Here is a 19,911-nt window from a genome sequence, read left to right as displayed (position 1 = left end):
TTTCATGAGCAAAATAAAGATCGATTTAGAGCAGTTGAAGGTAAAAGCCAAGAACACCGAGAGCGATACCAAAGAGTTTTTTGCCAAACTAAAAAGGAAGAAACCAAAACAATTGGATACCATTGTACATGATCTTCATGATGAAGTATTTGAAGAATTGGATTGTCTTGAATGTGCAAATTGTTGCAAAAGCATTAGCCCAATCATTATCGACAAAGATATTGAACGTTTGGCCAAACATTTGCGAATGAAACCATCAGAAGTCATTGATCAGTACCTTGAAATGGACAATGACAACGACTATGTATTTCGTGAAACGCCTTGCCCATTCCTTATGCCCGATAATTATTGCATGGTATACGAGAGTCGCCCAAGAGCTTGTCGTGAATATCCACATACCGATAGAAAACGCTTTTATCAAATCCTAAATCTAACATTAAAAAACACACATTACTGCCCGGCAGTTTACGAAGTAACCGATAGATTGAAAAAGAAAAAAGATCAATTGTAAACTTTATTATTATAAATTTCAATTCGGATTTATATCTTTAGATTTCCTAAAATTAAACATGAACAGATCTCTTGTCATATACCTAACCCTATTACTTTTCAGTCTTCAGGCATACAGTCAGTCGGCAGGAGAGAATATTTATGAATTCCTAAACTTGGGAAGTTCTGCGCGTGTAGCAGCATTAGGTGGAGATCAAATCGCTTTGGGAAATGTAGATGCCGATTATGCCTTTTACAATCCTGCCTCTTTACATTCAGACTTAGATCAGTCTATCAACTTGAACTATGTAAGCTACCTGGCCGATATCAATTACGGATATGCTTCATACACCAAAACCTATAAAAACATTGGTACGTTCTCACTTGGAATGCACTACGTAAATTACGGCAGGTTTACCAAAGCCAGCGAGCTGGGCGATATCACGGGTAAGTTTAAAGCTTCAGACTATGCGCTTTTTATTAGTTACGGAAAACAGATAAACGAAAACTTAAGTGTGGGGCTAACACTAAAACCCATTTACTCCTCTTTAGAAAAATACAATTCTTTTGGTTTGGCTACCGATTTAGCCATTATTTACGATAGTTCCGATAAACTTTTTAGAGCATCATTGGTGGCAAGAAATTTTGGATATCAAGTAAAACCATATTACGGTTCGCATCGCGAAGATTTGCCTAATGAAATTCTTATCGGAATGAGTACCAAACTGCAACACGCCCCTTTCCGATTTGCCATTACCTATCGTCATTTGGAAAAATTCAATCAATCTTATCAATCCGATTTGGATAAAGTTGATGATACTTTTTCAAACCAATCATCGGAAGATGGATTTGTTGACAAAGCATTAAAACATTTAATTCTTGGTGCAGAATTTCTTCCAACAAAAAATTTTGCGCTACGTTTGGGGTATAACTTTCAGCGCCGAGATGAATTGGCCGTAGAAGAAAAAAAATCGACAGTAGGTTTCACCTGGGGTTTTGGCTTCAAAGTTTCGCGATTTCGTATCAACTTTGCTTCGGCAAAATATCACCTTGCTGGATCAAGTAACCATTTTTCTGTAAGTACGAGACTTAGCGACTTTAATTTCAGATAAAACCATTCTTAGGGAAGCTGCATTGCAATCGTTTACAGACGACTAGGCTACATTTTTAGATCACGAATCCTATTTTTGATCGATTTTCTTACTATTTTTGTACGCAATTGCACAAATTTTTCCAGCAATACTAAAGAATGAATATATCTGATAAGAAATTAATTATAGCTATCGACGGACACTCATCGTGTGGTAAAAGCACAGTAGCCAAAGATTTAGCAAAAAAAATAAATTACACTTATATCGACAGTGGAGCAATGTATCGAGTGGTAACTCTTTTTGCAATGCGAAATGCACTTATAACTGACGATAAGGTAGACGAGAACAAACTAAGTCATTTAATTGATCAGGTTTCTATATCATTTCAATTCAATGACGAGAAACAACGTCATGAAACTTATTTAAATGGTGAATTGGTTGAAGACGAAATTCGTTCTTTGGATGTGTCAAACAACGTAAGCTTAATTGCAAAAATTAAGTTTGTTCGTGAAAAGATGGTTGCTTTTCAACGTGAATTGAGCAAAGTGGGCGGCGTAATAATGGACGGTAGAGACATAGGAACCGTAGTATTTCCGAATGCCGAATTAAAAATATTCATGACTGCCGATGTTGAAGTTAGAGCTATCCGTCGCTATAAAGAACTTAAGGATAAAGGCGAAGAAATATCATTGGATGATATTCGTGAAAATGTGAAGAAGAGAGACTTTATCGATGAAAATAGAGATGAAAGTCCGTTGCGTAAAGCTGACGATGCTATCGTTCTTAACAATAGCAAACTTAGCAAAGAAGAACAATTAGATTGGATTGTTGAAAGAATGAACGAAGTCGTTTAATTATCTTTAAGAGAGAAAAAATGAAGATTGAAATCGATCCTAATGCTGGTTTTTGTTTTGGCGTAGTAAATGCCATAAACAAAGCTGAAGAAAATTTAAGTAAAGATGCGCAACTGTATTGTATTGGCGATATCGTTCATAACAGCATTGAGGTTAACCGTTTAAATGATTTAGGATTACAAACAATCGAACATGATGAGTTCAAAGGAATAAAGGAAAGGAAAGTACTGTTTCGCGCACATGGGGAACCACCTTCATCTTATCGTATTGCAAAAAAGAATAAGATTGAAATCGTTGATGCCACTTGCCCGGTAGTATTAAACCTTCAAAAAAGAATTAAAAAGTCATTCCGCGAACTTAAAAAGGTAAATGGCCAAATCCTCATTTACGGAAAAAAAGGCCATGCCGAAGTAAATGGATTGGTAGGTCAAACCAGTGGTAAGGCAATTGTTATTGAAACAGCAAAAGACCTAAAATCGGTTAATCCGGATTTACCAGCAGAATTGTTCTCGCAAACAACAAAAACTCTGGATGGGTTTAATCTGCTTCGAGAAGAATTACAAAAAATAATGAAGGCTCCATTTAAAGCACATGACACAGTATGTCGTAAAGTTGCAAACCGAGTGCCTTTAATTAAAGAGTTCGCGCAAAAACATGATGTAATTGTTTTCGTAAGCGGAAAGAAAAGTTCTAATGGAAAATTACTATTCGATGTTTGCAAAGGCACAAATCGAAATAGTTATTTCATATCAGAACCACAGGATATTGATGTCGGTTGGTTTGCCAATGCAAAATCGGTTGGTGTTAGTGGAGCAACATCTACTCCTGGTTGGTTAATGAACGAAATTGTAGAGAAAATCAAACTTGAAAATAAAATAAATATTAGCATGTCAAGAATTAAAAAAATTGGTGTACTTACATCAGGAGGTGATGCTCCAGGCATGAACGCGGCGATTCGAGCAGTTGTTCGAACTGCAATCTTCAACAAACTTGAAATTGTAGGTATCAAACAAGGTTATGAAGGCCTTATTAATGGTGATTTCAAAAAAATGAAATCTCACGATGTAAGTAACATCCTTGGAAAAGGAGGAACTATTCTTCGTTCGGCAAGAAGCCAGGAGTTTAGAACCGTAGAGGGTAGACAGAAAGCTTATCAGCAAATGCTTGATAACAAAATCGATGCTTTAGTAGTAATCGGTGGTGATGGTACTTTTTCGGGAGCTCGTATCTTTACACAAGAGCACGATATTCCGGTTGTAGGTATCCCAGGAACCATTGATAATGACTTGTATGGTACCGATTATACTATTGGGTACGATACTGCAATTAATACAGTAATCGATGCTGTGGATAAAATTCGCGATACTGCAAGTGCTCACAACCGTTTATTCTTTATTGAAGTAATGGGGCGTGATGCTGGTTTTATTGCATTACGTAGTGGTATTGCAACTGGTGCTGAAGCAATTTTAATTCCAGAAAAAGAAACTCATGCAGAAGAGTTGCAATCGTATCTTGAAAAAGGGTACAAAGACCATAAATCAAGTGGTATTGTAATTGTTGCCGAAGGTGATAAATCGGGTGGTGCATATACAATTGCCAAAGAAATTGAAAAGGAACATCCTGAATATGACATTCGTGTATCAGTACTTGGTCACATGCAGCGTGGTGGTTCTCCATCAGCATTCGACCGTGTAACTGCCTCTACATTAGGTGTTGCTGCCGTTGATGCATTGTTGGATGATCAAAAAAGTATCATGGTAGGAATGGTTCATGGTGATGTTACCCACGTTCCTTTCAACAAAACCATTAAGAACAAAAAGAAAGTTAAGGATACATACTTACGTATCAACGAAATCCTTTCTATCTAATTAAAATTTGCGACAGCTTTTGTTCAAGTTGTACCTTTTATGATGAATATTAACTTCGTACAATACCAATCTATTAATGAATAGCGGTTAGGAACGAAGTAAGTTAAGTACTAAATTCATTAAGAATCGGTAGTATATTTCTTCTGATTGAGATTCCTGCCTTGGGATTTCAATCAGAACTAATAACTTTGGGGAAAATGCCTCAAAAATGAACAATAACTCAAATTTCGCAGATATTATACTGCCACTTCCATTGGCCGGTGTTTACACTTATTCTATTCCGGAAGAGTTTAAAGACCAAATGGCCATTGGGAAAAGGGTGGTTGTTCCGTTAGGCACAAAAAAACTGTACACAGGAATTGTACAAGCACTTCACAATAATGCCCCTACCGATTACAAGGTAAAAAACATATTATCCTGTTTGGATGACTTTCCGGTAATTAATCGTTTTCAATTAAAATTTTGGGATTGGATATCGCAATACTATCAATCAGTATTGGGTGATGTATACAAGGCTGCCATACCATCGGGTTTAAAATTGGAGAGCCAAACAAAAATTATCCTTAACGATGAATTTGTTGCTGATATAACTCTAAGTAAAACTGAAGATCAAATCCTAAACATTTTAAGCAAGTCGAAAGATGTAAGTATTGCCAGCTTAAATCAGGCTACAGGATTAAAAAATACACTTCCACAAATTAAGTCATTACTAGACAAAGGTGCTGTGGTGGTTGAAGAGCACATTTCATCGGGATACAAAGAGAAAAAACAAGAATTTGTTAGTCTGCATTCCAATTTCACAGAGGAAGAAATTGGTGAAATATTAAATCGATTGAAGCGTGCAAAAAAACAACAAGAATTACTTTACTCTTATCTAAATCTTTCCAAGCATTATTTTGAGGAGAAACCAGAGAAAGTTAGCAGCAATGAACTTTTAAAATCTGTTGATTGTTCAAGAGCAATCTTAAAATCGTTGGTAGATAAGAATATTTTAAAGTTTTACTTCGAAAAATTAGACCGATTAGATCATAGTTCAATCAATACAACAGGATTAAAGGAATTAAATCCACATCAAGAGATTGCAATAAATGAGATTCAAGAAAACTTCGAACACAAAAATTGCGTGCTTTTGCATGGTGTAACCTCTAGTGGTAAAACAGAAATCTATATTCATTTAATAGAAGAACAATTAAAACTTGGGAAACAAGTTCTTTACTTACTTCCCGAAATTGCATTAACCACTCAAATTATTAACCGTTTGAAATCAGTTTTTGGCAATAAAGTTGGTGTTTACCATTCAAAATTCAACGATTCAGAACGAGTTGAAATCTATAACAATATTCTGAAATCTGATTCTCATAAAGCTTACCAGGTAATCCTTGGTGTTCGCTCTTCTGTTTTTCTTCCTTTCAATAATTTAGGATTAATTATTATTGATGAAGAACATGAAAACACCTACAAACAATTTGATCCCTCTCCAAGATATCATGCAAGAGATGCAGCTTTATACCTGGCCAATTTACATGGAGCAAAAACCCTTTTGGGAACAGCAACTCCTGCCTTAGAAAGTTATTACAATGCACAAACAGGCAAATACGGTTTGGTGGAATTATTCAAAAGACACCAGGAAATTGAAATGCCTGAAGTTATTGTAGCTGATATAAAAGAAGCTCGCAGGAGGAAAATGATGAAATCGATATTTTCTCCCGAATTAATGTCACATATGACTGAAAGTTTGGAGAACAAAGAACAAATTATCCTATTTCAAAACAGAAGAGGATATGCTCCTTATTTGGAATGCAAATCGTGCGGATGGGTTCCTCACTGTCCAAATTGTTCGGTTAGCCTTACCTATCATCGCCATACCAACCTACTGGTATGCCATTATTGTGGTCATGGCATGACACCTCCAAACAATTGTGAACATTGCGGCTCATCTGGTATGGAAGATCGAGGATTCGGAACTGAAAAAATTGAAGAAGAACTTCTCTCCTACTTTCCTGAAGCTAAAGTTGGCAGAATGGATTTGGATACAACCAGAAAGAAAAATGCTTACGAGAAACTAATATATCAATTCGAAAAACATGAATTGGATATTTTGGTTGGAACACAAATGGTTTCGAAAGGTTTGGATTTTGATAATGTTGGCTTAGTTGGAATTTTAAATGCCGATTCTATGCTTAATTATCCAGATTTTAGAGCTTACGAAAGAAGTTTTCAAATGATGGCACAAGTATCAGGTCGTGCAGGTAGAAAAAAGAAAAGAGGCAAGGTATTAATTCAAACCTATACCCCTGAACATGAAATCATTAAAAATGTAGTTAAAAATGACTATTTTGAGATGTATTCATCACAAATTGCAGAACGTAAAGAATATATCTATCCTCCATTTTATCGCTTAATCAACATTAGTTTAAAACACAAGAATCAACGCCTGGTTAACGAAGCTGCCAATTATTTTGCAAACTCACTTCGCAAAATTTTTGGCATTAGGGTTTTTGGACCTCAATCTCCTGTTATAAATCGAATTCAAAATTCGTTTATCGTGAATATTCTTTTAAAAATTGAAAAGAAAAGTTCGCCTGCCAAAGCAAAATGGATTCTAAATCAGCAAGCAAATTTCTTGAAAGAAATTGAAAATTTTAAAAGCATACAAATCAATTTTGATGTTGATCCGATGTAAGCTAAAATGAATTAAGTGTTAAAAAAACCTAAGGTTTTCCAGCTGTCTTTACCAACAAACGAATTTGTTTATCTTTGCTTAAATAATCTCGAAAATCGAATTATTGTGAACAAAACTGAACTTGAAAAAACTTTTGATAGTTTTTCCGATTATAATGTGCTAATTATTGGTGATGTAATGGTTGATGCCTACGTTTGGGGCAAAGTTGATCGAATCTCACCAGAGGCTCCCGTACCAATTGTTTCATGTGTTAATCGTGAAAGCCGACTGGGTGGTGCTGCCAATGTTGCTCTGAATATCAAGTCTATGGGAGCAAATCCTATCCTTTGCTCTGTAATCGGCAACGATGAGAAAGGAGAAGAATTCTTAAACCTTCTTACTGATATTCAAGATGAACAGTCAGGAATTGTTGTGAGCAAACATCGAAGAACAACAGTTAAAACTAGATTTATTAGCGATAATCAACACATTATTCGTGTAGATGAAGAAGATACTCACGAATTGGCTGATGAGATTGAAGTTGAATTTATCCATCACATTAAAAATTTATTAGATAAACACGAAATTCATGCTGTAATTTTCGAAGATTACGATAAAGGTGTTATCACCAAAAAGTTAATTGATGAAATTACGAAGTTTGCCAACGATAAAAATATTCCTATTCTTGTCGATCCTAAAAAGCGTCACTATTCAGATTATAAAAACGTAAGCCTATTCAAACCTAACTTCAAAGAGTTTGTTGAAGGATCAAATCTTAATCTTGAAAAAGGTAATATAGAAGGACTATTTACTGAAGCTAAAAAGTTCCAGAATAAAATGAATATTAACAAGTTGCTGATAACTCTTTCAGAACTTGGTGTTTTTATCAGCAATGAAGATACTTTCGAACACATTCCGGCTGTGGTGCGTGAAATTGCAGATGTTTCGGGTGCTGGTGATACTGTAATTAGTGTTGCAACACTTTGTTTAGCGGCAGGTTTGAATGCGAAAGAGATTGCTGCAATATCGAATTTAGCGGGTGGAATTGTATGTGAAATTCCTGTAGTTGTACCAATCGAAAAAGAACAATTACTTAAAGAAAGCATTAAATTATTCGCAAAAGTTTAAAATCATTTAAACTCTCATTTTCGATTATGAAAACAATTGATATTAAAGAAGTTGATTTCAGAACGTTTTTCTTAAATCACACAAGTAATATGTTGATAATTTAATGGTTTCTGTTGGTATTTTAGAATGACTCAAAATTTTAAATGTCGCTTAAAATTGTATCTTTGGAACTACATCAAAAAAATTAATTTAAATCCTTGTAATAAGAATTGTTTATGGCTAAAATTATTGCTCTGGCGAACCAAAAAGGAGGGGTTGGGAAAACCACTACGGCTATCAACCTGGCTTCGAGCCTTGCCGTTTTGGAATATAAGGTACTGATTATTGATGCTGATCCACAGGCTAATTCAACATCAGGAATAGGTTATGATGTTCGTTCTATCGAAAATAGCATTTATGAATGTATAGTTGACGGAATTAATCCGAAAGACGCAGTTCTTACAAGTGATATCGAAGGCTTTGATATTATTCCTTCTCACATTGATTTGGTTGGTGCTGAAATTGAAATGCTCAACCTATCAAATCGTGAAAAAATACTTTCGAATGTATTAAAAAAGGTAAGTCCTGATTATGATTTTATTTTGATCGACTGTTCTCCATCATTAGGTTTAATAACTGTTAATGCACTTACGGCAGCTGACTCAGTGATCATACCTGTACAGTGTGAATATTTTGCATTGGAAGGTCTTGGTAAACTTTTAAACACAATTAAAATCATTCAATCCCGTTTAAATACCGAATTGGAAATTGAAGGTTTCCTTTTAACCATGTACGATAGCCGTTTAAGATTATCAAACCAGGTGGTTAGCGAAGTTCGAAAACATTTCCAGGATATGGTATTTGAAACCATTATTCAACGAAATACCAAACTTGGAGAAGCTCCAAGTTACGGAAAACCTGCAATTCTTTATGATGCAGACTCGGCAGGTGCAATTAATTACTTAAATTTGGCTCGCGAATTGTTGCAGAACAACAACATGACCAAAATGAGTAATAAAGAAAAGATTATCAGCGAATAATATAATATTGAAAGAGTAACATGGCAAAAAAAAGCGCATTAGGAAGGGGATTAGGTGCATTAATCGACGATGTTGATGAAGTGCAGGCAAAACCAGTAAAAAGTGTAAGCAACGAAATTGAAATTTCTAAAATCGAAGCCAATCCTTACCAACCTAGAACAAAGTTTGACGAGGAAGCTTTAAATGAACTTGCCCAATCCATTAAAGAATTAGGTATTGTACAGCCGCTAACGGTGCGTAAAATCAATAACAATTCTTACCAGCTTATTGCCGGGGAACGACGTTTTAGAGCTGCTAAAATAGCAGGTTTAAATAGTGTTCCTGTATATATTCGCCTTGCTGATGATGACAAAATGTTGGAATTGGCATTGGTTGAAAATATTCAACGTGAAGATCTTGATTCTATTGAAGTTGCCATTAGTTATCAAAGGCTAATTGATGAAATTAAACTAACACAAGAGAGTTTATCCGAACGTGTCGGAAAAAAGCGCTCCACCATATCCAACTATTTACGATTACTTAAACTACCTGCCGAAATTCAAAAAGGAATTCGCGAGAAAAGGCTTCTTATGGGGCATGCAAGAGCTCTTGTAAATGTTGACGATCCTAAATCTCAGCTTGACATCTTTAAACTAACCGTTGAGAATGATTTCTCGGTACGAAAAGTTGAGGAATTGGTTCGTGAATTGAACAAAGGCAGCAAGGAGAAAAAAGCTCCTTCCAAAAATTCATTGCCTAAAGAGTATGAGTCATTAAAAGACCATCTTTCAGAACATTTTAAAACTAAAGTTGATTTAAAGCGTACCAATAACGGTAAAGGAAAAATCATTATCCCATTTAAATCGGACGATGATTTAGAGCGTATTTTGGCCGTTATGGATCAAATGAATTCGTAAATAGTAACACATAAAACAATTAAAATTGAACAATTTACGCCCACTTTTAAATACAGTGGCGGTATTGCTTGTTTTTATCTTAGCTGCAAACACTCAAGTTAAAGCTCAGAAATTTACTGCAGATACCGTGCAGGTGGAATCAAGTGTTAAGATACACTCTCCTCATAAGGCTACAATGTATTCGGTAATCTTGCCAGGTTTAGGTCAGGCATACAATAAAAAGTACTGGAAAATTCCTATTCTTTATGCTGGAATTGGTGCTACCATATATGCAATTAACTGGAATACACAAAGGTTTAAAGAATATAAGAATGGATTTAAAGATTTTTCTGAATTTTATGAATGGAAATATAATCCTGAAGATCCAGCATTACCTGAGCCTACGGCTAAAAGTTATCTTGAATTAACATCGGTTGATGTCGATGCTCAAGATCAAAGATATCATAATTGGTTCAAAACACAATTAAAAAACAATAAAGACTCCTACAAACACGACAGAGATCTCAGCTATATCATTTTAGCGGGAGTTTACGTATTAAACATCATTGATGCTGCCGTTGATGCACATTTAATGAACTTTAATGTGAACGACGAACTTACTTTTAGGGTTGAACCTGCAGTAAGCTACTCAGCCTTTACGGGCAATACGCTTGGATTTAGATGCCAAATTACTTTTTAGACGAGAGAGACAATGAGAAGAAAGATTTTTTTTATACCCATAATTTTATCGGTAACTGCATTGGCATGCAGTACAATTAAGCCATCTGTAACGCAAAATATTAAGGAAGAGCAAGTAAAAACTGAAAATACTTTATCTGATCTGGACACTGTGAGCACTGAAATTGCTGTAAGTGAACCTGAATCAGAAACAGATACCCTGGCATTTCTAAAATTGAACAATGTTGATGTTCGTTACGACCTGGATGACAATATCAATACTAATTTTTCAAGTAATCTGGATAGCCTATTACATCTTTGGTATATCAAAAACACAGATTCTCATTACAGTACAGAAAAACCAAATACCAATATCACTTTAAATGATTCTATATACATCGATCGTTTAAAGCAAATCCCTTCTTTAATCGATTTATCTTACAACAAAATCGTTAAAAACTACATTAAACTGTATTCTGAAAAGAGAAGATCTCAGGTTGAATACATGATGGGATTATCTGAATATTATTTCCCGATTTTCGAAGAAATTTTAGATAAAGAAGGCTTGCCTCAAGAACTAAAATACCTTCCAATTATTGAATCGGCATTAAATCCTAAAGCATTATCACGTGCAGGAGCTAGCGGTTTATGGCAATTTATGTATGGAACAGGTCGCATGTACAAACTAAACATCAACTCTTTTGTTGATGAAAGAAGAGATCCTGTGAAATCGAGTTATGCTGCGGTTAAATATTTAAAAGATATGTACAAAGTATACGGCAATTGGCATTTGGTAATTGCTGCTTACAATTGTGGTCCTGGAAATGTTAACAAAGCCATTAGACGCAGTGGAGGTAAAAGAAATTATTGGGATATTTATTATCGACTACCTCGTGAAACCAGAGGATATGTTCCAGCTTTTATTGCTGCAATATATACTTTCAATTACCACAAAGAACACAATCTTTATCCAAAGAAATCGAATTTCCCAATTGCTTGCGATACATTAATGATTAATGAAACTTTACATTTTGATCAAGTTTCGAAAGTAATTAATATTCCTAAAGAGCAATTAAGAGATTTAAATCCACAATATCGAGCTGATATTTTACCTGGAGGAAAAGCATATTCCCTTAAACTTCCGTTAAAATTAACCTCAAAATTCATCGATATGCAAGATTCAATTTTTGCATACAAGAAGGATTATTATTTCAGCCAAAAGGATAAGGTTGTTAATCCTAGGGACAGGTATCAAAAATTTGCTCATGTAACGCCGAAAAACAAGGCTAAAGTATACTACAAAGTAAAACCAGGCGATGCCGTAGGATTAATCGCTTCATGGTTTCACATTAGAACTTCAGACCTGCGATACTGGAACAATATCAGAAGAAACTTAATTAAAGTAGGACAAAAACTAGTAGTTTATGTTCCTAAATCTAAAGCTGATTATTACCAAAGCTTCAACAGCATGAGCTATGCTCAAAAACAAGCTACATTGGGGAAAAAAGTAAGTCCCACAAGCACTGCTGTTGCTGCTACAAATACACCTGAAAAAACCGATGGGTCGTATGTTTACTATACGGTACGAAGAGGTGATAATTTCTGGACAATCGCTAAAAAATTTCCTGGGGTTTCGAACTACGATATTATGAAATTGAATAATATTAATGATGCCAGAAGTCTTAAAGTAGGACAAAAATTAAGAATTAAACGAAAGAGCTAATCTTATATACTGCATAAAAAAAGCGAAGAAATATCTTCGCTTTTTTTATGGGTTTTATAAACAAATTCCTCTAATTTATAAACAATTAACCAATTAAATTATTTATAATGCTTTTAAATTAGCAAACTCTACAATATCGGATAATATTAATATACTGAAACTTACATTCTTTTTTAAGCATAAACTGACATGCAAAAGAAGATTTTTTTTGATTAGTGACCTTAATATAATTAAATTGCTTTCGATAAATAAAAACTGTAAGTTTTTATTTGTTCCCCGATTCATTGATATGCTAATTAGCTTCCGGTTAAATCTTTCCCCGATTTGCCGGAAGCCGGGAACAACAATTCTCAATCCTTATTTTATAAATCCAGGTCGCATCCGTTTACTTCTTCTGTTGCTTCTTCGTTTAAATCGTATTACTCCATAAGCAATTAAAAGCACAACTGGTATTAAAAAATTAAAGTACTTAATCATCAATACTTTTCCATCTGAAATTTCTTTCAATGGACGCGATAACACTCCTTTTGTTCTTAAGCTCATTAATCCAGAGTCATCTGAAAGCCAATCTATAGCATTGGCAAAAAGGTTAATATTATCTTTTTGAATTGGAATTTTGTTTGCACCAAACCCATTTACGATAAAGTTTCCATCTCCAATCAAACAAATCTTGGCTTCTTCTTCTCCACCCATTGCTCCTGATAAAGTTGCAGCAACTGTTAAGTCAGGATAAAGAAAGTCTTGAGCTCTCCAATTTCTTCCAATATTAAAGCTTATAGGTGCTTTCAATTTTCCTGATATTTTTGATGTATAAGCCAACGGCTGATAATTCATCAAAGTATCACCAACATACTTTATCGGACTGGCAAATTGTAAAATCAGAGTTTCAATACCGTCTGTTATGCTATGATTTGTAAATTGGGAAATTACAGGCAAAAATGGAAAATTAATTTGCTGTGGGAATGAAAAAAATCCTTGTTGTTGCACTGTTACTGTACCACACTTTTTATCTACAATAAAAGAATCTTCAACGTACAATCCCTTATTCTCAAGCCATTTCTCCAAACCTGTATTTACGGTTACACCAATACCATCATTTAGCATACCACGAACGCGCTCCATGGCAATCATCAACGACCCTCCTTTTTCAAGATAGTTATCAAGACTTCCCAATTGAGTTGGAGAAATTGTACCTGTTGGCCCAATTAACATCAAACATTCATATTTTTCCAAATCAGGTTCTGCCAGAAGATATACAGGTTTTACATCATATAATATGGATAATTCATCCAATACTTGTTCAATCGAAGCAAATTCAGGTTCTCCATGTCCCATAATATAGCCAATCTGAGGCTTATCCTTAATGGTTAACCTCTTGATCAAAGTGGACAAAGTATACTCCATCGCAATTCCAGGTTTTATTAAAGGTATTGCTTCAAACTCGTTACCAACCTGTATTACCATGCCTAAAAACACTCTTTGAACCTTTAACTGATCTTTCTCTCTAACTTCCAGAGGTACAGGATGAATTCCAGCTTCTATAGCTTCTTGCTCGAGTTCTACATTTTTATTGGGATTAATGTATTCAAAATCAATTTTTCTGTTACTGTAATGACTATATTCCGTTAGCAAGTTTTTTAAATCCTTAACCGTTCTATTAACGTCTGTAGGTAGATCTTCGGAAATATATAGAGTGATAATAATAGGCTCATTTACTTCTTTTAAGATACGTTTTGTAGAGCGATCTAAAGTATATCTTTTATCTTCGGTAAAATCGGCCCTAAGAAAAAACACTGATGAAAGTGAATTCAACACAATCAACAAACCAGCCACCATTAAAATATTATATATAACTTTTCTTCTTTTTATCATATTTAATATCTAACACATTATACTTGAAGGTTTCTATTCGAAAGAATCATTTTAGACGAATACAAACAAAAGAATGAAATTGAAAAGAAATAGATTAAATCTTTTGTATCAACAACACCTCGAGTTATTGACTCAAAATGCGTAGATAAACTCAAAGAATTGAATACACTTCCTGTAAATCCAACAAAATTTGCAGCCAAGACATCAAAAATGATATGAAAAAATATCCCAATTGACAATGCCGTTAAAGATGCAACTATCGGATTAGAAAACAAACAACTTGTTAATAATCCAATACTTATATAAACCATACTCATCAAAAGTAAGCCTAAATAGCCTAACACAATGGCCGAGTGATCAACAGGACCAATGGCCCATAAAGTAAAATAGTAGAACAATGTAGGTGTTAAAGCTATCCCAATTAAGAAAAATGTTGACAAAAACTTCCCTAAAATTAATTGCCAGTCACTTACTGGCTTAGTAAGTAATAATTCTAATGTACCTGCTTTTAACTCGCCTGCAATAGATCTCATGGTTAAAGCGGGAATAAAAATAAACAAACTCCAATAAGCTACAGTAAAAAAAGTATCAAGACTTGCCTGTCCTAAAAAGAATACATCAGCACCGTAAATCCAGGTAAAAAACCCACTAAAGCCAAGAAATATCACAATTAATACATAGGCTGTAAGTGAATCAAAAAAGGAATTTAGTTCTCGATATGCAATGTGTAAAATTTGCTTCATAAATCTTTTAATGAAGAGTTAACTGACGGAAAATATCTTCCAATTTTTTCTCGGTTGGTGTCAATTCCGAAATATAATAATTGTTTTGGACACATAAATCAAAAATAGCCTTCACCGAAGTTTCCTCCTTTAATGATTGTATCTCAAACAACTGTTTATCGATATCAATAAAATCTACTGAATCAACAGTTTCTAAATCCAATAAATTTTCGAAAATATCATTTACATCACCTCCCTGAATGCCCAATTTTAAAATCTCATTCCCCGCAGCCTGCTTCCTCAAGTCCTCAGCTGTACCATCTACTACAATTCTACCATTGTTGATAATTAAGATTCGATCGCAAGTCGCTTCCACCTCCGCAAGAATATGAGAACTTAGAATTACGGTTTTTTCCTTCCCAATTCGTTTTATTAGCTCTCTAATTTCAACAATTTGATTAGGATCTAATCCTGTAGTTGGCTCATCCAGTATCAAAATTTCAGGATCATGAATTAAAGCTTGAGCCAAACCAACTCTTTGCTGATATCCTTTGGAAAGTTCACTAATCAACTTGTGTTTTTCCCCCTCAAGCCCACAAATTCGAACCATATCTAAAATTCGTTCAGGAATTAAATATTTAGGAATACCATGAATTTTAGCAATAAATTCTAAAAAATCAATAATATTCATATCCTGATAAAGAGGATTATTTTCTGGCAAATAGCCAATATTCTTCTTTATAATTTCAGGATGTTCTTTTATAGAATAACCTCCCACTTTAACATCTCCCTCATCGGGGTTAATATAACAGGAAATTGCTTTCATCGTGGTTGTCTTTCCTGCACCATTCGGTCCTAAAAAACCCAATACTTCTCCAGCTTTTACGCGAAAAGAAACATTATCCACAGCTTTTTGAGGTCCATATCTTTTGGTCAGATGCTCAACAACTATATCCATATTTAATAACTTTCATTTGGTATCTAACAAATTTAAAAAAATCGACTTTTCTATGGTTAGGTCGTCAGTGATTTAACAATTATTAACAATTTGATAAAATCTATCAATTTAAAATATCATTTAAAAAAATACTACTTTTGCCACATGATTAAAGCGGTGATTTTTGATATGGATGGGTTGTTAATCGACTCTGAACCTTTTTGGCAAGAGAGTGAAAACCTTGTCTTCAACTCATTGGGAATTAATACAAACAAAGAAATGTTTGAAATTTTCATGGGAAAAAGAATTGATGAAGTTGTAGATGCCATGTGGGAAATTCAAAACTGGAATCACAAGAGCAAAACTGAAGTTGTTGACGCTATCGTAAACAATGTAATTAAACTGGTCAACGAAAAAGGCAAAGCTTTAACTGGCGTATACAATGTTTTGGAAAATCTTAAGCAATCGACAATAAAGATTGGATTAGCTTCTTCATCGAAAATGAACATTATTGAAGCTGTACTAGACAAATTGAACATTCGAGAATATTTTGAAGTTGTTCATTCTGCAGAATACGAAGAATATGGCAAACCTCATCCTCAAATATTTATTTCAACTGCGAAAATGCTTGGTGTAAATCCAAATGAATGCCTTGTATTCGAAGACTCTTTAAATGGCGTTATATCGGCTTTGGCTGCAAATATGAAATGTTTTGCTATTCCTGAATCAGCAGCATTGAATTTAAGAAAATTCATTATTGCCAATAAAATCCTAAATAATCTAAATGAATTTAAACTTACTGATTTAGAGAGTTTATAATTGGATCTAGAATTTGAATAAAGTTTTCCAACTCCAAATCACCAGTTACAATTTTATACTTTGCTTGTTCATAAAAAGGTTTTCTCGAGTTAAGATGATTCTGTATGTATTCCAACAATTCATCTTGAGAGTAATTTTTCACAAGAGGGCGCTCTGTATTGGAACTTGTAATTCGATCGCGCAATAATTCAGGAGTTCCCTCAATATAAAGTGTTTCTCCCAAAGAATTCATTTCTTGCATGTTATTATTAAAACAAGGAGCTCCTCCTCCTGTAGCAATAATTACATTGTCGATATCGCCAATAGACTTCAAAGCTCTTCTCTCTATTTCCCGAAATCCTTCCTCATTGTATTTTGTAAATATTTCAGGAATAGTAATTCCTTCGCGTTCTTCAATATGAGTATCCAAATCGATAAAACAAAGCCCGTAATGATTGGCTATCATTTTACCCCATCTCGATTTTCCACTCCCCATATATCCTACTAAAAATATTCGCATACCTATAAGAAAAAACAGGTGTCTGAGACACCTGTGTTATTACATATTCAATTCTATTTGATTTTTACCGTCGTCGACTGTTAGTTCATCTACCGTCTCACTTTCCAGATCTTCCTCTTTTATTTCATTCTCTCTTGGAAGTGGTTCAATTTCTTTAATGTTGGCAATTTCGTAAATACTTAATCGTTTTCCTCTTGCCTTGTAGGATTTAACTCCGATAAACTCCTCTCCTTCTATTATTTCGTTTGGTCTATCTTCATTTTTACCTCCAAACGAAACTTCGAACCTAGGATATTTTTCATCTGTAAGAATCAGTAATTTGTTCTCTGGATTATCACCCACAAAACCTGTTGGTTTGCCATTTCCTTCCATGGTAAATCTCTTCAGATACCAATATTCCTGGTCTGCATCGTAGAATACAGCTGACCATACTTTCTCAGCATCAAATTTTTCAATAATACTAATATTATCCGAATAATGATTGCTTAAATCAAAGCTGGTAAAATGGAAAGTAGATGGTCTGCTAACCACAAGAATCCTATCATCTCCCATAAATTCTCCCAAGAAATCACCTCTCTGATCGGTATTCAGACGCAACACATCCGGATCGAACCAAATTTTACGTCCACCAAGAGTAGAAACACCTTCATGTTTCAAGGTAATCTTGTGCACATCATTTCTGGAAAGAATATTTCCCATTGATGCTCGCCCTTTAACTGCCAATTCAGCAAAATCAAACTCAAAGTTTAATTTCTTTAATCTTGGTTTTGGCTTAAGGACAACTCTAATGATTTCTGCTTCTCCATTTGGATTGGCTGTGAAATAAAGAATTCTTGAACCTGCTGTTCCTTTGGTTAAATCATACTCTTTGTCACGAGTAATACTTGTTACCGAGAAACGTTTCACATAGCAAATTCCTCCACGTCCATCACGATAAGCTACATTATAAATGGTCCTCTTATCGTTCTTACGGAAAACTGTAAGGTGAAGAATATTTTTACCTATAAATGATTTTTCAGAAACTTTGGTAACGAAATAGGTACCATCTTTTCTGAAAACAATAATATCATCAATATCCGAGCATTCACATACATATTCATCTTTCTTCAAGCCGGTTCCCATGAAACCATCTTCGCGATTGATGTATAGTTTTTGATTTGCAACAACAACCTTCGTAGCAACAATATTCTCGAAGCTTCTGATTTCTGTTTTTCTCTCCTTTCCTTTTCCGTATTTCTTTTTAATTGCCTGGAAATAACGAATTGTGAAAGGAATAATATTAGCAATGTGAACTTTAATTTCTTCAATCTCATCCTCGATAGACTGAATGAAATCTTTGGCCTTGTCGATATCAAACTTAGAAATTCTTTTAATCTTAATCTCTGTTAAGCGAATAATATCATCCTGAGTAACAGCACGCATTAAATGCTGTGTATGGGGCTTTAATCCTTCATCAATGGTTTCAAGTACCGATTCCCATGTTTCACATTCCTCAATATCGCGATAGATTCTATTTTCAATAAAGATTCTTTCCAATGATGCATAATGCCATGCTTCCTCAAGCTCACGCTTACGTATTTCAAGCTCCAATTTCAGCAGAGCAACGGTATTGTCAGCTGATCGCTTAAGAATTTCAGACACTCCAATAAATTTTGGTGTATCATCTTCAATAATACATGCATTTGGAGATATTGATGTTTCACAATCGGTAAATGCATACAGTGCATCAATGGTTTTATCTGAAGAAATACCATTTGCCAGGTGAATTAGAATTTCAACATCAGCAGCTGTATTATCATCAATCTTCTTAATCTTGATTTTTCCTTTATCATTGGCTTTAATGATTGAATCAATAAGACTGGTAGTTGTCTTGCCATAAGGAATCTCAGATATCTTTAATGTCTTGTTATCAACCTTCTCTATTCTGGCACGAACCTTAACTGCACCTCCTCTTAAGCCATCGTTGTAACGACTCACCTCAATCATTCCAGCAGTTGGAAAATCAGGATAAAGCTCAAACTCCTCCTCCTTAAGGTAAGCAATACAAGCCTGAATTAATTCATTAAAGTTGTGAGGTAGTATTTTTGAAGCTAAACCAACAGCGATCCCTTCTACCCCTTGTGCCAGCAATAATGGGAATTTAACAGGAAGTGTAATTGGCTCCTTGTTTCTACCATCGTAGGAAAGTTTCCAGTTGGTAGTTTTAGGGTTAAACAAAACCTCTAATGCAAACTTTGACAAGCGAGCCTCAATGTAACGAGGAGCTGCCGAAGAGTCACCAGTAAGTATATTTCCCCAGTTTCCCTGAGTATCGATCAACAAATCTTTTTGTCCCAACTGAACCAATGCATCACCAATTGAGGCATCGCCGTGAGGGTGATACTGCATGGTATTACCAATAATGTTCGCTACCTTATTGTAACGTCCATCGTCCAATTGTTTCATGGCGTGCAAAATCCTACGCTGAACCGGCTTTAATCCATCATTCACATAAGGTACTGCACGTTCCAGGATTACATATGATGCGTAATCAAGAAACCAATCCTGATACATACCCTTTAGATAGGTAACATTTCTCATGGCTTCCGATTGTTTGCCATTCAACTCGTTGTCCAACTCCTCCGGATTCTCCATATCTTGTCTCTCTTCGCTACTCATAGAGATTTTTTTGGGTT

Annotated in this window: 16 protein-coding genes; 11 read left to right on the top strand and 5 right to left on the bottom strand. The window is 34.7% G+C overall.

Annotation, left to right across the window (positions count from 1 at the left end; all coding sequences use genetic code 11):
- Positions 1-4: 4 nt before the first annotated feature.
- The 10 genes from NQ163_RS00525 to NQ163_RS00480 all read left to right on the top strand — a co-directional run bounded on the left by NQ163_RS00525 (position 5) and on the right by NQ163_RS00480 (position 12,387).
- On the top strand, positions 5-511 hold the full coding sequence (locus NQ163_RS00525; protein ID WP_268188376.1) for a YkgJ family cysteine cluster protein: 507 nt from the start codon (positions 5-7) through the stop codon (positions 509-511).
- 58 nt (positions 512-569) lie between these two features.
- A complete protein-coding gene (gene porQ / locus NQ163_RS00520; protein WP_268188375.1) occupies positions 570-1,601 on the top strand; it encodes a type IX secretion system protein PorQ in 1,032 nt (343 codons plus the stop codon).
- A 137-nt stretch (positions 1,602-1,738) separates the two neighbouring features.
- Positions 1,739-2,434 (top strand): (d)CMP kinase, encoded by a 696-nt coding sequence (gene cmk, locus NQ163_RS00515; protein ID WP_268188374.1) that lies wholly within the window; start codon positions 1,739-1,741, stop codon positions 2,432-2,434.
- A 20-nt stretch (positions 2,435-2,454) separates the two neighbouring features.
- Positions 2,455-4,302, top strand: a complete 1,848-nt coding sequence (gene pfkA / locus NQ163_RS00510; RefSeq protein WP_268188373.1) for a 6-phosphofructokinase — start codon at positions 2,455-2,457, stop codon at positions 4,300-4,302.
- Positions 4,303-4,510: 208 nt separating this feature from the next.
- A complete protein-coding gene (priA, locus tag NQ163_RS00505) occupies positions 4,511-6,985 on the top strand; it encodes a replication restart helicase PriA (RefSeq protein ID WP_268188372.1) in 2,475 nt (824 codons plus the stop codon).
- 105 nt (positions 6,986-7,090) lie between these two features.
- On the top strand, positions 7,091-8,092 hold the full coding sequence (locus NQ163_RS00500; protein WP_268188370.1) for a bifunctional heptose 7-phosphate kinase/heptose 1-phosphate adenyltransferase: 1,002 nt from the start codon (positions 7,091-7,093) through the stop codon (positions 8,090-8,092).
- Between the two features lie 215 nt (positions 8,093-8,307).
- Positions 8,308-9,111, top strand: coding sequence for a ParA family protein (locus NQ163_RS00495; protein ID WP_120238465.1), 804 nt, complete (start codon positions 8,308-8,310; stop codon positions 9,109-9,111).
- A 20-nt stretch (positions 9,112-9,131) separates the two neighbouring features.
- Entirely contained in the window at positions 9,132-10,007 is an 876-nt protein-coding gene (locus NQ163_RS00490; protein ID WP_268188369.1) for a ParB/RepB/Spo0J family partition protein, read from the top strand.
- 25 nt (positions 10,008-10,032) lie between these two features.
- Positions 10,033-10,686, top strand: a complete 654-nt coding sequence (locus tag NQ163_RS00485) for a DUF5683 domain-containing protein (protein WP_268188367.1) — start codon at positions 10,033-10,035, stop codon at positions 10,684-10,686.
- A gap of 12 nt (positions 10,687-10,698) precedes the next feature.
- The gene (locus NQ163_RS00480; RefSeq protein ID WP_268188366.1) at positions 10,699-12,387 is read left to right on the top strand and encodes a lytic transglycosylase domain-containing protein; all 1,689 of its coding nucleotides are present in this window, start codon (positions 10,699-10,701) and stop codon (positions 12,385-12,387) included.
- A gap of 357 nt (positions 12,388-12,744) precedes the next feature.
- Here NQ163_RS00480 and NQ163_RS00475 read toward each other — a convergent pair whose 3' ends face one another.
- The 3 genes from NQ163_RS00475 to NQ163_RS00465 are packed head-to-tail and all read right to left on the bottom strand — an operon-like array spanning position 12,745 to position 15,939.
- Positions 12,745-14,259 (bottom strand): GldG family protein, encoded by a 1,515-nt coding sequence (locus tag NQ163_RS00475; RefSeq protein ID WP_268188365.1) that lies wholly within the window; start codon positions 14,257-14,259, stop codon positions 12,745-12,747.
- 17 nt (positions 14,260-14,276) lie between these two features.
- Positions 14,277-15,002 carry an ABC transporter permease subunit gene (locus tag NQ163_RS00470; protein WP_268188364.1) on the bottom strand — a complete coding sequence of 242 codons (726 nt, stop codon included), beginning with the start codon at positions 15,000-15,002 and terminating at the stop codon, positions 14,277-14,279.
- Positions 15,003-15,009: 7 nt separating this feature from the next.
- Positions 15,010-15,939, bottom strand: a complete 930-nt coding sequence (locus tag NQ163_RS00465) for an ATP-binding cassette domain-containing protein (RefSeq protein WP_268188363.1) — start codon at positions 15,937-15,939, stop codon at positions 15,010-15,012.
- 144 nt (positions 15,940-16,083) lie between these two features.
- Here NQ163_RS00465 and hxpB point away from each other — a divergent pair, with 144 nt between their 5' ends.
- Positions 16,084-16,737: a hexitol phosphatase HxpB gene (hxpB, locus tag NQ163_RS00460; protein ID WP_268188362.1), complete on the top strand. Its 654-nt coding sequence runs from the start codon at positions 16,084-16,086 to the stop codon at positions 16,735-16,737.
- Here hxpB and NQ163_RS00455 read toward each other — a convergent pair.
- Positions 16,715-17,236: a shikimate kinase gene (locus tag NQ163_RS00455; protein ID WP_268188361.1), complete on the bottom strand. Its 522-nt coding sequence runs from the start codon at positions 17,234-17,236 to the stop codon at positions 16,715-16,717. The genes hxpB and NQ163_RS00455 overlap by 23 nt on opposite strands.
- 39 nt (positions 17,237-17,275) lie before the next feature.
- A complete protein-coding gene (locus tag NQ163_RS00450) occupies positions 17,276-19,894 on the bottom strand; it encodes a DNA gyrase/topoisomerase IV subunit A (protein WP_268188360.1) in 2,619 nt (872 codons plus the stop codon).
- Between the last annotated feature and the right edge of the window lie 17 nt (positions 19,895-19,911).

Source organism: Marinifilum sp. D737 (assembly GCF_026672275.1).
In the GTDB taxonomy this organism is placed as follows: Bacteria; Bacteroidota; Bacteroidia; order Bacteroidales; family Marinifilaceae; genus Marinifilum.
Note: the sequence above shows the minus strand (reverse complement) of the source record. Positions and strands in the feature narration are given on the sequence as shown.